Annotated in this window: 10 protein-coding genes; 6 read left to right on the top strand and 4 right to left on the bottom strand. The window is 70.9% G+C overall.

Annotated elements, in window-relative coordinates; genetic code table 11:
- Positions 1–246: 246 nt before the first annotated feature.
- Entirely contained in the window at positions 247–1,596 is a 1,350-nt protein-coding gene (locus tag CLV68_RS16550) for a phthiocerol/phthiodiolone dimycocerosyl transferase family protein (protein WP_121391726.1), read from the bottom strand.
- Positions 1,597–1,959: 363 nt separating this feature from the next.
- Here CLV68_RS16550 and CLV68_RS16545 point away from each other — a divergent pair, with 363 nt between their 5' ends.
- On the top strand, positions 1,960–3,216 hold the full coding sequence (locus CLV68_RS16545) for a cytochrome P450 family protein (protein ID WP_121391724.1): 1,257 nt from the start codon (positions 1,960–1,962) through the stop codon (positions 3,214–3,216).
- 56 nt (positions 3,217–3,272) lie between these two features.
- On the opposite strand, the gene CLV68_RS16540 is transcribed toward CLV68_RS16545, so the two are convergent.
- Positions 3,273–4,685 (bottom strand): FAD-binding oxidoreductase, encoded by a 1,413-nt coding sequence (locus CLV68_RS16540; protein WP_121391721.1) that lies wholly within the window; start codon positions 4,683–4,685, stop codon positions 3,273–3,275.
- 173 nt (positions 4,686–4,858) lie between these two features.
- On the opposite strand from CLV68_RS16540, the gene CLV68_RS16535 reads away from it, so the two are divergent.
- Positions 4,859–5,314, top strand: coding sequence for a MarR family winged helix-turn-helix transcriptional regulator (locus CLV68_RS16535; protein ID WP_121391719.1), 456 nt, complete (start codon positions 4,859–4,861; stop codon positions 5,312–5,314).
- A 972-nt stretch (positions 5,315–6,286) separates the two neighbouring features.
- Here CLV68_RS16535 and CLV68_RS16530 read toward each other — a convergent pair.
- Positions 6,287–7,330: a hypothetical protein gene (locus tag CLV68_RS16530; RefSeq protein WP_121391716.1), complete on the bottom strand. Its 1,044-nt coding sequence runs from the start codon at positions 7,328–7,330 to the stop codon at positions 6,287–6,289.
- A 224-nt stretch (positions 7,331–7,554) separates the two neighbouring features.
- Between CLV68_RS16530 and CLV68_RS16525 the strand changes: the two genes are divergently transcribed.
- From CLV68_RS16525 to CLV68_RS16515, 3 genes are all read left to right on the top strand, one after another.
- Complete coding sequence (locus CLV68_RS16525; RefSeq protein ID WP_211346568.1) at positions 7,555–8,652, top strand: type III polyketide synthase; 1,098 nt, start codon at positions 7,555–7,557, stop codon at positions 8,650–8,652.
- A 34-nt stretch (positions 8,653–8,686) separates the two neighbouring features.
- Positions 8,687–9,679, top strand: coding sequence for a class I SAM-dependent methyltransferase (locus tag CLV68_RS16520; protein ID WP_246009912.1), 993 nt, complete (start codon positions 8,687–8,689; stop codon positions 9,677–9,679).
- Between the two features lie 73 nt (positions 9,680–9,752).
- Entirely contained in the window at positions 9,753–10,589 is an 837-nt protein-coding gene (locus CLV68_RS16515; RefSeq protein WP_121391713.1) for an AfsR/SARP family transcriptional regulator, read from the top strand.
- On the opposite strand, the gene CLV68_RS16510 is transcribed toward CLV68_RS16515, so the two are convergent.
- Entirely contained in the window at positions 10,569–11,312 is a 744-nt protein-coding gene (locus CLV68_RS16510) for an AfsR/SARP family transcriptional regulator (protein ID WP_121391711.1), read from the bottom strand. The two genes, CLV68_RS16515 and CLV68_RS16510, sit on opposite strands and share 21 nt — an antisense overlap.
- Before the next feature lie 360 nt (positions 11,313–11,672).
- On the opposite strand from CLV68_RS16510, the gene CLV68_RS16505 reads away from it, so the two are divergent.
- Positions 11,673–12,737, top strand: a complete 1,065-nt coding sequence (locus CLV68_RS16505) for a methyltransferase (RefSeq protein WP_425454854.1) — start codon at positions 11,673–11,675, stop codon at positions 12,735–12,737.
- The last annotated feature ends 31 nt before the right edge of the window (positions 12,738–12,768 follow it).

Here is a 12,768-nt window from a genome sequence, read left to right as displayed (position 1 = left end):
AGACTCTCGGCTGCCGTCACTGTCGCGCCCCAGCGGCCGAGGCACGGGCCGTCGAGTGGTTGTGCCACCGCGTGCTTGCCGGGTCCGACTTGGGGCCGTCGCGAGGGGTGGAGAGTTGCACGAGGCGGTTGACGTTGGATCCGGTGTTGGACCGGGTGGAGGTGGTGCCGTTGCCGAGGTTGCCGGTGGTGGATCTGCCGGAGTTCCCGGTGCTGGCGGGCTCGTTCTAGCGGGTGTGCGGGTGGGTCAGCCCGCGGCGGCGAGGACGGTGCGGATGCAGTCGTCGGCCAGGCGGGTGGCTCGGGCGTGCGGGACGGCGTCGTCGATGTGGGTGAAGTTCCAGTTCAGGGTGTTGTGGCTGGTGGTCACCGAGGAGGCGAGGTAGCCGACCACCGAGATGCCGCCGACGAACTGGGCGCCGGACAGGTGCCAGCCGCCCAGGGTGTCGGGGAAGTCGAAGCGGCCGACGTTGGAGACGAAGAAGTTGAACGAGCCGTGCTCCTCGATGTACTGCACCAGCGGTCCGCTGTCGGCGACCCCGGCCGGGCCCTGCGCGGCCAGCAGGCTGAACACCGGGAACTGCTCGCCGCGCGCGCGGCGGGCGCTGATGTCGTCGTTGACGAACCGGGCCATCCGCCACAGGTCGTCGGGGGCGTAGGCCACCACCGAGTGCACCGCGGAGACGAAGCACCCCACCTCGTCCTCGCCGACTGGCCGCGCCATCTCGTCCCGGAACGCCACGGGCGAGCCGACCGCGAAGTGCGCGCCCGGCTCGGCCTTGGCGTCGCGGGCCACCGCGGCGGCCATCGCCGCGGCCAGGACGCCGTGCAGCGTCACACCTTCCCGCTTGCACGCCGCGGTGAGCCGGGCCAGCGCGTCGCCGTCGATGGACCGGTGCAGCAGCCGGGTCCTGCGCTCGTGGAACGGGACGAACCGGTCCGGCACGACCCGGCCGACCACCACGTCCTCCCCGGCGGCGCGCTCGGGCACCGGGTCCGACATGCTGCGGTACCGGTCGGGGAACAGCTCCTCCACCGCCGCGGGCACCGGTCCACCCTGGACGTCCGGCGCGGACGTGCCACGATCGGCCGAGTCGGGATCAGCCGCCAGCCGCACCCACTGGCGCAGCAACGCCAGCGCGGTCGTCCCGTCCGCGACGCAGTGCGGCAGGCTCAGCAGCAGGTCGTGGACGTCCCCCGGCTGTCGGATGTGGACCGCGCGGGCGAGCGGGCCGGTGCGCCAGTCGACGGACTCGGCGAACTCGTGCTCGTCCACCTCGCGCTCCCACCGCGACGGTTCGGCCTCGTCCAAGCGCACCTCCCGCACCGGGATCGGGTTGTCGGTCGGGACGAACCGCGCCCCGCCGGGCTCCTCGGCGATCGCCAGTCGCAGCAGCGGTTGCCCGCCCTGCAGCGCGCGCAACGCCGCCGTCAGCGCCGCTGTGGACACCTCGCCCTCGATCCGGACGCGGGCGCAGACGGTGAGTGTGGACAGCTGGTCGATGATCCAGTACCAGCGCTCGGCCGGGCTCAGCGCCCTGGTCCGGCTCGGGTGCGCGCCGACGGCGCCGGGGTGCTTCACGGTCGGGGTGTTCATGCGAATTGATCCCAATCACTGCGCTGTGCCGGGGGAGCGGCCGGAAATGGCCGACGGGGGGAGATGTGCCCGATGCTAGCAACCGCGCAACAACTGTCAACGCGATTGGCGGTGACGTGGATCACTAGCCATTAACCGGCAGATTTGGTGCGGCTTAACCGCTTTTCGAGTGCGCTGTGATGCCATTCCGGACGGGGTGCCGAGCTCGTCCACGCCAGGGCGATCGGCCGGATCTGTCCACAAAGGACCGCGCAGGCCCGCGCATGTCGAAACGCCGACAAACGATCCCGGGTCCTATTTCGCCAGGGCCGCCGAGGTCCGATTCTCGCATTCCGTCACCACGCCAGCTGGAGGAATTCCGCCATGACCGCCACGACCCCGCCGCCGTTAGTCCACATCGACCCGTCAGGCGCGGACCGGCACGGCGAGGCGGCCAGGTTGCGCGAGCTGGGGCCGGTCGTGCGCGCCGTGCTCCCCGGGGACGTCGAGATGTGGATGGTCACCGACTACGCGCTGCTGGCCGACCTGGCCGCCGACCCGAGGGTGGGCCGCGACTGGCGCAACTGGGGCGCGCTGCGCCGCGGCGAGGTCCCCGAGGACTGGCCGCTGCTGAGCATGATCCGGCTCAACAACGCGATGGCCCGCGACGGCCTCGAGCACCGGCGGCTGCGCAAGCCGCTGACCCGCACCTTCACCCGCGCCAGGGTTGAGCGCCAGCGGCCGCGGATCGAGGAGATCGTCACCGGCATGCTGGCCGACCTGCCGCGCCACACCGGGCCGGACGGCGTCGTCGACCTGCGCCTGCACTACGCCTACCCGTTTCCCATGCAGGTGATCTGCGAGCTGATCGGGGTCCCGCAGGCGTGGTGGCCGCGGTTCCGCGAGCTGATCAACACCGTCATCCGGGCCGACACCACCGCCGAGGAGTACCTGTCCACCCAGCAGGAGCGGCACGAGCGGTGGCAGGAGCTGTTCGCGATGAAGCGCGCCGCGCCAGCCGACGACCTGACCAGCGCGATGATGGCGGTCAACGGCGAGGACGGCGACACCCTCACCGACGACGAGCTCGAGGACACCCTGTGGATGCTCATCGGCGCTGGCCACGAGACCTCGATCAGCCTGATCGTCAACGCGACCCGCGCCCTGCTCACCCACCCCGACCAGCTGGCCCTGGTGCGCGGCGGTGACGCGGGGACCTGGTCCAGGGTCATCGAGGAGACGCTGCGCTGGGACGCGCCGGTCGGCAACTTCCCGGCCCGGTTCCCCACCGAGGACATCGAGGTCGCCGGGGTGCGCATCGCCGAGGGTGAGGCCATCCTCGCGCCGTGGAGCGCGGTCAACCGCGACCCGGCCCGCTACGGCCAGGACGCCGACCGGTTCGACATCACCCGCTCCGACCAGCGGCACCTGGCCTTCGGCGGCGGCCCGCACGTGTGCATCGGCCCGGCGCTGGCCAGGATGGAGGCGGCGGTCGCGCTGCCCGCCCTGTTCGAGCGCTACCCGGACCTGGCGCTGGCCGTCGACCCGGCCGAGCTGACCGCGGTGCCGTCGATCTTCTCCAACTCCGTGACCAGCCTGCCGGTCCGCCTCGGCGAGCCCCGGCTGTCCACAGCGGACTGAACGAGCGGGTGACCACGGCGCGCGGGGCCGCGAGGGCCCCGCGCGCCTCTTGGGGGTCAGCTCGCGGGCGGGATGTTGTGGTTGAGGCGGAACAGGTTCGCGGGGTCGTACACGGCCTTGATCTCGGTCAGCCGCTGGTAGTCCTTGGCGTCGTAGGCCGAGGCAACGTCCTTGGCGTCGTTCTCCCCGTTGAGGAAGGTCAGCGTCCGGCCGCCGGTGGCCCACGGGGCGAGCGCGGCGAACACCCGCTCGTGCGCGGGCCGCACGTCGCCGATCTCGGCGCGCTCCAACCGGGACACGACGTTGACGGCGTACTGCGCGTCGCGGTGGCCGACCGCGTTGGCGACGGCGGGCGGCTGGGAGAGCCTGCCGCCGAGGTGGCGCACCTCGACCACGTGCGGCACCAGGGCGTGCGGGCCGACGTGCTCGAGCAGGGCGGTCACCACGTCGGCGTCGAACGTGCCGAGCAGCGCGGTGCCGGACTCGAAGGTCCCGGGGAACGGCGGGTCGTTGTGGATCGTCCCGGCCTGGGTGTACGGGATCTCGGCGACGGTGTCGATGAACGGGTTGAGCGCCCGCAGCGGTGCCACCAGGCCCTCGCCCGCGCTCAGGTTGTCCGCGGCGTAGGCGACGCGGACGTGCACGACGTACCGGCCGCGCAGCGGCGGCGGCAGCACGGGCACGTCGGGGAAGGAGATCAGCGCGATCGACGAGGTCAACTCGTCGGGCACGGTGGTCGTCCAGTTCGCGTACGCCGTGAGGACCTCGGCCGCCGAGCCGATGTCGAAGAACAGGCCGCCGCCGTAGAGCGCGGTGATCGGCATGAGGTCGATCTCGATGCCGGTCACGATGCCGAAGTTGTCGCGGCCGCCGCGCAGCGCCCAGAACAGGTCGGGGTTCGAGGTCTCGGTGACGTTGCGCAGCGTGCCGTCCGCGGTGACCACGTCGAGGCTGCGCACGTGGTCGGCGGCGAACCCGTACCGCCGCGACAGCAGGCCGATCCCGCCGCCGAGGGTGTACGACACCGCGCCGACCCCGGGGGCGGAGCCCGACAGCGGCGCGAGCCCGGCGGCGGCGGCCTCGTCGATCACCCGCTCCCAGGTCATGCCCGCGCCGACCCACGCGGTGCCCGCCTCCGCGTTGACCCACACGCCGGTCATCCGGGAGGTGGTGATCAGCACACCGCCCTGCGCGGCGACCGCGGACAGCGCGTGCCCGGTGCCCTGCACCGCGACCGGCAGCCCCTGCTCGGTCGCGAAGGCCAGCGCCGCCCGCACGTCGGCGGGCCCGAGCGCGCCGACCACCACGTCGGGCCGGTGCCACCGGGTGGTCTGGTGCCCGGCGCGCTCGGCGTCGTACTGCTCGTCGCCCGGGACGTGCACCGGCCCCTTGACCTGCTTGGCCAGTGCCTCGACGGCCGCGGCGTCGACGACGGGGGGCGTGGGTGGTTCGTGGTCAGAACGGGTCATCGGGATTCCTACCTCTGCCGGTGATCGGGAGTGCGCCACGGGATCTGGCCAGGCGGGTACGCGCGACGGCCCCCGCCATCGCTGCCTGGTTGTCAGGGTTGGGGAGACCACAGTACTATCGCGGTGCGGATGATTGTCAAGCAACCTGACGAAACTGGCGGGAGGCGGCGCCGATGCCGACGGAACCGGGCGAGCGACCACCCCTGCCCGCCCTGCTGACGCGGGCCAAGGACCTGACCATCGACCTGCTGCACCAGCGCCTGGAGGAGCAGGGCTTCACCGGCATCCGCTACCGCCACGGCTCCGTCTTCCGCTTCATCGACGACGACGGCTCCCGGCTGACGGTGCTCGCCGAGCGCTCCGCCCTGACCAAACAGGCCATCGGCGAACTGGTGGACGAGCTGGAGCGCCTCGGTTACGTGGAACGCGCCGCCGACCCGGGGGACCGCCGCGCCAAGATCATCCGCCTGACCGCCCGGGGGGCGGAGGGACAGGCGGCGGCCGCGCGCATCCTGGTGGACATCGAGCAGCAGTGGTCCGAGCACCTCGGCGCCAACCGGATCACCCTGCTGCGCGACACGGTCCAGGACATCATCACCCTCCACAGTGGAGAGTCACCGCTCGGGTGAGCCGGTGCTGGTCGTGGACTTTCACCCGGTTCAGGGACAGAAGTTATCCACATGTGGATCTTCGGTGGCTTGTGTGAAGATCTTTTGTCGGGGGGTGCCGGTAGACTGGCACTGGGACGCCCCCCGGAGAGGGTGGGGGCTGGGCAGGGTCCTCGCGGGTGCGCGCGAAGCGGGGTTGGTGGGGTAAGAGGGCTTGCGCGGTCTTCGGGGCGGCCTCTTGTGTCTACCGGGCGCGTTGGTCTTCTGTGGAGCCGCTTCTGGGGGACTGGCTGGTTCTCGCGAGTTGCCTGCGATGGGCATGCGCACCGTCCTTCGGGCCGCTCGGGTAGCCCTGGTCTGTGCCGTTGTGCCGTTGTGCCGTTGTGCCGTTGTGCCGTTGTGCCGTTGTGCCGTTGTGCCGTTGTGCCGTTGTGCCGTTGTGCCGTTGTGCCGTGCGGGTGGTCGGGTAGTCGGGTAGTCGGATAATCAGGTGAGTCCACTGTGGACAATCAGGGTCGCGTTAGGCCCTAGTTGATCTAGCATCCTGTCGACTTGTCCCCGCGATGCCATCCCGAATCTGGCTCCATGCCCTTGACCAGGCATTCCGCTGCCCGCACCCCCTCCAGATTCACCCGTCCCAGCGACAAAAGTTATCCACATGTGGATCTTCGGCACCCCGTTTCAAGATCCTCTGTCGGCGGCTACCGGTAGGCTGGGACCTGGGACGCCCCCGGAGAGGGTGGGGGCTGGGGCCGGACTGGCGTGCGCGCGCGAAGCGGTTGCGGTGGGGTAAGCGGCCGGTAGAAGACAAGCGCCCGGTGTGGGGTAAGAGGAGCGGTCGCAGGCAACGTGGGCGGGCAGAGGGCCGTCGGGGGCGTGTGCGGGAGAGTGCGCCTAGGGGGTGAGCGGGTGCCAGGGGGTGGAAGTGAGCCAGGGTGGAAGTGGGCCAAGGTGGAAGTGAGTCAGGGTGGAAGTGAGCCAGGGAGCGACCGCTCAGGTTCGGCGGTTGCCGGTCTCCGTGGTGTGGCCGAGTGAGGCGATGATCGTGGAGAAGGCCATGCCGTAGAGGGTGTACACGACGGAGGTGGCGAACTGTTCGTATGTGGGCTCCGCGCGCATTCGGATCACGTTGCGCGAGACCGAGAAGGTCGACGCGGCGACCACGAGCAGGGTCACGAGTGCGTCGAACTGGGGTGGGTTGTTGCTCAGCAGGGTTCCCGCCACCCACTCGCGGGCGATGGGTGGGTAGAGGTTGTGGCTTCCCCAGGCGTTGCTGACGACCAGTAGTGTTGCCCAGGATGTGCCGACGCCGATGGCGCCGGAGAGGACGCCCAGGGTGCCTCGGCCCGCTTGGGTTGTGCCGGTGAGTTGGTCGATGACCAACGCCCCGAGCATGTGCAGCACCACCAGTGCCGCCAGGACCCGTAACGGCAGGAAGTCGACCGTCCAGACCCAGTACGGGACGAGCAGCAGCAGGCCGACGCCCACGAGCAGGTACCCAGCCCACAGCAGCAGCCAGCAGGTGATGGCCAGGCCGTCCGGTATGTCCTCCCAGGTCATGAGCACCACCAGCACCAGGACGCCCGCGCCGACGACGAGTACCCACACCCACCAGTCCCACCCGCGGAACCACGGCAGCACGGTGACGATCGCCCAGTGCACCGCGGCCCCCACCCAGGCGACGGCGTGCAACCCTGCTGCCGCGATAGGCACAACGAGCAGCCCGATGGCCGCGAACGCCGGTCTCCTGTGCCGCACCGCGAGCAGGAGCACGCCGACCAAGAATGCCCCGGTAGCCCAGACGAGGCACGTCAGCAGCAGTGGGAACGCGGGAAGGGCAGCGTTAACGGCCGCGCTCGTGTCGGCGAGCCAGTGGAGCCAGCCCCAGCCGTCTCGTGCGGTGAGCCGCGCCGTCCCCTCGGGCAGGCTGAACGCGGCGAACACCGTGCCGGCGGCCGCCAACAGCAACCAGACCGCGCACCCCCGGCGCACCACCCTGCCGACCGTGATCTCGGGTTCGTCGACGTCCTGTCGCACCGGCTTCCTCTCGCGTTGGGGCAGGTGATTGGTACCAGCGGGCCGTGCCGCGGTGCCGGGGAGTCGCTGTGCCGTCACCCGAACAGCGCACCCGGCGAGCCAAGTCGTGGCCAAGTGCGGGGCAAGGGGGGTGGGTGAGGGTAGGGGAGGTGCCCCGTCGAGTCGGCCAGGAGCCGGGGTCTGGGGTGCCTTCCCGCGGAGCGGACAAGAGGGGGGACGTCAGCATGCCAACGTTGTGCAAACCGTCGGTGCGGGTGCCGGAGTACGTCATCACGCTGGAGGAGACGCTGGAGTTGGCCGAGCGGGCGCACGCCGGGAAGCCGCAGTTGCCGTTGGCGCTGCGGTTGATCCGCAACACCGGCGTGCGCAAGCGGCACCTCATCCAGCCGATCGAGCAGGCGCTGGCGCACCCCGGGTTCGAGCAGCGCAACCGGCTCTTCGAGGCCGAGGCCCGCAAGCGCTGTCCCGCGGTCATCGAGGAGGCCCTGGCCAACGCGGCGCTGACGGCGCGCGACATCGACGCCATCATCTTCGTCTCCTGCACCGGGTTCACCATGCCGTCGCCGATCGCGTGGCTGATCAACAACCTCGGGTTCCGCTACACCACGCGGCAGATCCCCATCGCGCAGCTCGGTTGCGCGGCGGGCGGCGCGGCGATCAACCGCGCGCACGACTTCTGCAAGGCGTACCCCGACAGCAACGTCCTGATCGTCTCCTGCGAACTCTGCTCGCTGTGCTACCAACCCGACGACGACGGCATCGGTTCCCTCTTATCCGATGGCCTGTTCGGTGACGCGGTCGCGGCCGCCGTCGTGCGGGGCAACGGCGGGTTCGGGGTCGCGTTGGAGCGCAACGCCTCTTACATCATCCCGGACACGGAGAGCTGGATCTCCTACGCCGTGCGCTCCACCGGGTTCCACTTCCAGCTCGACCGCCGCGTCCCCGGCACGATGGAGCCGCTGGCCCCGGTGCTGCGCGAGCTCGCTCTCGACCACGGGTGGGACGTCGGCGACCTCGACTTCTACATCATCCACGCGGGCGGCCCGCGCATCCTGGCCGACCTGAGCAAGTTCCTCGGCGTCGACAACAGCATGTTCCGGCACAGCTGGGCGACGCTGACCGAGTACGGCAACATCGCCAGCGCCGTGGTGTTCGACGCGCTGCGCAGGCTCTTCGACGAGGGTGGCCTGACACCGGGCGCCACCGGCGTGATCGCCGGGTTCGGCCCGGGCATCACCGCCGAGATGTCGGTCGGCCGCTGGTCGAGCGACACCCCGAGCGGCCTGGACCGGGCCACCGAGGCCATCGGCGCCGCTCGCTGAGCAGCCGCCACCCCACCGGACCGCAGGAGGCAGCGTGACCGACCGACCGACACCAGACCGGATCATGGAGATCGCCAACGGCTACTGGGCCACCGGCATCCTGGGAACGGCGGCGAGGTGCTCGCTGTTCACCCACCTTGAGGCGGGCGTGGACACCGCGAGCGGGCTGGCCGCCGCGGCCGGGATCGCCGAGCGCGGCGCGCAGACCCTGCTCGACGGGCTCGTCGGGCTCGGCCTGGTGGAGCGCACCGGCGCTGGCTACCGCAACACCGCCGAGGCGTCGGCGTTCCTGGTCGAGGGCAGGCCCGCGAGCCTCAGCGGGTACGCCGGGTTGAAGCTGGGCCAGATGGACAAGATGGGCGACCTGCTGGCGGTGTACCGCACCGGCGGCCCGGTGGCCGCGATGACCGAGGTGGCCGACAACCCGCACTGGGAGGTCGTCGTCCCGGCCATCGCCGCGCAGTCGGTGCCGGTCGCCGAGGTCGCGGCCGGGCTGCTCGGCCTGGCGGAGGCGGGGGAGATCTCCATCCTCGACCTGGGCGGCGGCTCGGGCATCTTCTCCGCGATCTGGCTGGAGCTCAACCCGGCCGCCCGCTCGACCCAGCTCGACTGGGCGCCGATCAACGCCATCGCCCGCAGGCTGCTCAAGGAGCGGCACGTCGCGGACAGGTTCACCTGCGTGGACGGCGACTTCCACACCACCGAGTTCGGCGTGGCCGCCCACGACATCGTCGTGTACTCGCACGTCGCGCACCAGGAAGGCCCCGAGGACAACATCGCGACCTTCACGAGGGTGAAGGCGGCCCTCAAACCCGGTGGCACGTTCGTGGTCTGCGACTACGTCGTCGACGACGACCGCGGCGGCCCGTTCTTCCCGCTCCTGTTCGCCTCCGAGATGCTGCTCAAGAGCAAGAAGGGCGGGACGTGGCGGCAGGCCGACTACCGCGACTGGCTCACCGCGGCCGGGTTCGACGAGGTGTCGTTCCACCCGACGTCCTCGCCGACCGGGCTGGTCCTCGCGCGGTGACCGGGTAGCGGTGCCCCGGCACGTTCTCCGGATTCCCCGGCGCCGCGGCGACCGCGGCCGTTATCGTCGCCCGATGTGTCGTGGTGGACGGCTGGACGTGCGGGTGCTGGGACCGCTGTCCCTGCGGCGCGAGGGCGAGGACCTGCTGCGGGTGGTCGGGAAACCCCGGCAGCTGCTGGCCCTGCTGCTGCTCAACGTGCCGCACCGGGTGTCGACCGGGTCGCTGGTCACCGAGCTGTGGGACGACCTGCCGCCGCGCAGCGTCACGACCACGTTGCAGACCCACGTGTTCGCCCTGCGCGGCGAGTTCGCGCGGACCCTCGGCGTGCCGCGCGAACAGGTGGCGCGGGACCTGCTGCAGACCAGGGACGGCGGCTACCGGTTCGACCTCGGCGGGGCGTCGTTCGACCTCACCGAGTTCCACCGGCTGCGCGCCTCCGGCCAGGCGCTGGTCGCCGCGGGTGACGCGCTCGGCGCGGGCCGGGTGCTCAGCGCCGCGCTGCACCTGTGGCAGGGGCCCGCGCTGCTCGACATCGACCACGGCAGGCTGCTGCGGGCCTGCGTCGCCGAGCTCGACAAGTCCAGAGTGGACACACTGGTGCTGCTGCTCGGCACCCGGCTGCGCCTGGGCGCGCACCGCGAGGTGCTCAGCGAGCTGGCCAGGCTGGTCGTGCGGCACCCGCACCACGAGGAGCTGCACGCCCAGTTCATGGTCGCGCTGTACCGCTCGGGCTACCGGACCAGGGCGCTGGAGGTGTTCGACGGGCTGCGGCGCGACCTGCGCGACGAACTCGGCGTCGCGCCGTCGCCCAGGGTCTCCCGGTTGTGGCACCTCATGCGGGTCGCCGACACCGAGGCCGTCGACGCGACCTGCGGCTACGAGACCCCGCTAGGCCAACAGGGCCGGTAGCTCGCCCAGGGCCGGGTCGCGGTTGAGGGCCGCCTGGTAGCACCGGTACAGCCGCGGGGACGGTTCGAGGCCGAACCGGCTGACCATGTCCTCGCGCAGCCGGTGGAACACCTCCAGCGCCCGGGTCCGGTGCCCGCAGCGGTACAGCGCGACCATGAACTGGGCGTGCAGGTCCTCGTTGAACCGGTCCCGCGCGGCCAGACCCGCCAGCTCGTCGAGGATCTCGCGGTGCCTGCCCAGCACCAACTCCACCTCGATGCGCTGGTCGAGCACCGTCGCCCTGGACTGCTCCAACCCGGCCACCTCGGCCCGGATGCCGGGACCAGGCTCCACGCCTGCCAACGCCGGACCGCTCCACATCCACAGCGCGGCCTTGAAGTCCCACGCGGCCTTGGCCAGGTCGCCGTCGGCCAGCGCGGCCAACCCGGCCCGCTCCCGCTCGCGGAACGAGCGCAGGTCGAACCAGGTCGGCTCGGCGACGAACTTGTACCCGTTGCGCGCCCGGCACAGCACCTCGTTGGCCACCGTGCCCATGTCGAGCCCGGTGGCCTCGGCCAGCCGCTTGCGCAGTTCGAAGACGTACACCTGCACCGCCGCGCGCGCCGTCCTGGGCGCCGGAGGAGTCCACAGCTCGTCGATCAGCGTGGTCGTCGGCACGACGCGCGGGCTGTCGAGCAGCAGCAGCGCCAGGATCTGCCGGGGTTTGCGCGCGACCGGCGCCATGTCGCCGTCGGCGCAGAGAATCCGCAGCGGCCCAAGAAGGTGAACCCAGATGTCGATTCTCCTCTCCGGACACGCGCGTGCGCCCGGGCCAAGACGACTCCAGCCGAATGGCCCGCGCGCAAATCGTGCACCGTGGATATCGAGGCCGATGCTATGGTCGCCGGAAGCCGGTTGTCAAGCAACCTGATAGTTGTCGACGCGGGCACCGCCGCCCGGCCCAAGCGATCACCAACTCCCCGCCAAGGCCCGGGGTCGATGCTGGCGAACGGGTGGCCGCGAGCGCTGGGCCCCGCCGTTCGGCGCAGCCGGGGGTGGTGGGCGCGCCGCGTCGCGGCGGACGGACTCGGAGGGGATCAGCACATGACCGCGGAAGCCACACTCGCGCGATTCCGGGAATACATGGTAGGGCCCGCGCGATTCATGAACCTGCTGTCCTGTTTCGAATTGGGCATCGTCGACCACCTGCGCGCGAAACCCGGCAGCACGGCCGAGGAATTGGGTGCGGCGGTCGGGGCGAAAGCGGCAGCGGTCGAGCAGATGCTGTTCCTGCTGGTGAAAGAGGGGTTCGTCGCGCGCGACGACACCACCGGCGGGTACGCGCTCGACGCGCTCGCCGAGGTGGACGAACTCGACCTGCGCAGGCCGCTGGAGTTCATGGACAAGATCAAGGTCACCACCCTGCGGCAGCTGTTCCACCTCACCGAGAGCGTCCGCGCGGGCAAGCCCGTCGGCCTGCGCGAGCTCTACGGGTTCGACGGCGACCTGTACGAGGCGATGACCGTGCACGCCGACCTGCGGGCGTCCTGGGGGCGGCTGATGGACTCGGTGACCGCGCGGATCGACCCCTGGTTCTTCGACAACGTCGACATCCCGCCGGGCTCGCGGGTGCTGGACCTGGCGGGCAACACCGGCCTCGGCGCGATCCACACCGTCAAGATGAAGCCGTCACCGGGGTTGCGGGTGACCACGTTCGACCTGCCCGGCCGCGAGGAGGCGTGCCTGCGCAACTTCCGCGAGCAGGGCGTGGCCGAGCAGTGCTCGTTCATCGGTGGCGACGTGTTCGTGTCGGTGCCCACCGGCTTCGACGTCGTGCTGATCAAGCACTTCCTGAACATGTTCGACAAGGACGAGGTGTTCGCGATCCTCGACGGCGTCCGCGACGCGCTGGAGCCAGGCGGCCAGGTGCACGTGCTGGTGCCCATCTACTCCGAGGACATCAAGGACTCCTGCACCGTCGACTACTACCCGAGCTTCTTCCTCGGGTGCGCCACCGGGCAGGGCGGCCCGCAGAAGCTGTCCACCTTCCGGTCCTGGATGCGCGAGCGCGGGTTCACCATCACCAACACCCTCGCCCAGCACCCGTCCGAACTGCCGCCGGACGCCCTGCCGTTGCAGGGGATCCTCAGCGCGACGAAGACCGCGTGACCATCTCACTCACCGAAAGCGGAGGGATCAG

The sequence above is a fragment of the Actinokineospora cianjurensis genome, assembly GCF_003663795.1.
Lineage (GTDB): Bacteria > Actinomycetota > Actinomycetes > Mycobacteriales > Pseudonocardiaceae > Actinokineospora > Actinokineospora terrae.
Note: the sequence above shows the minus strand (reverse complement) of the source record. Positions and strands in the feature narration are given on the sequence as shown.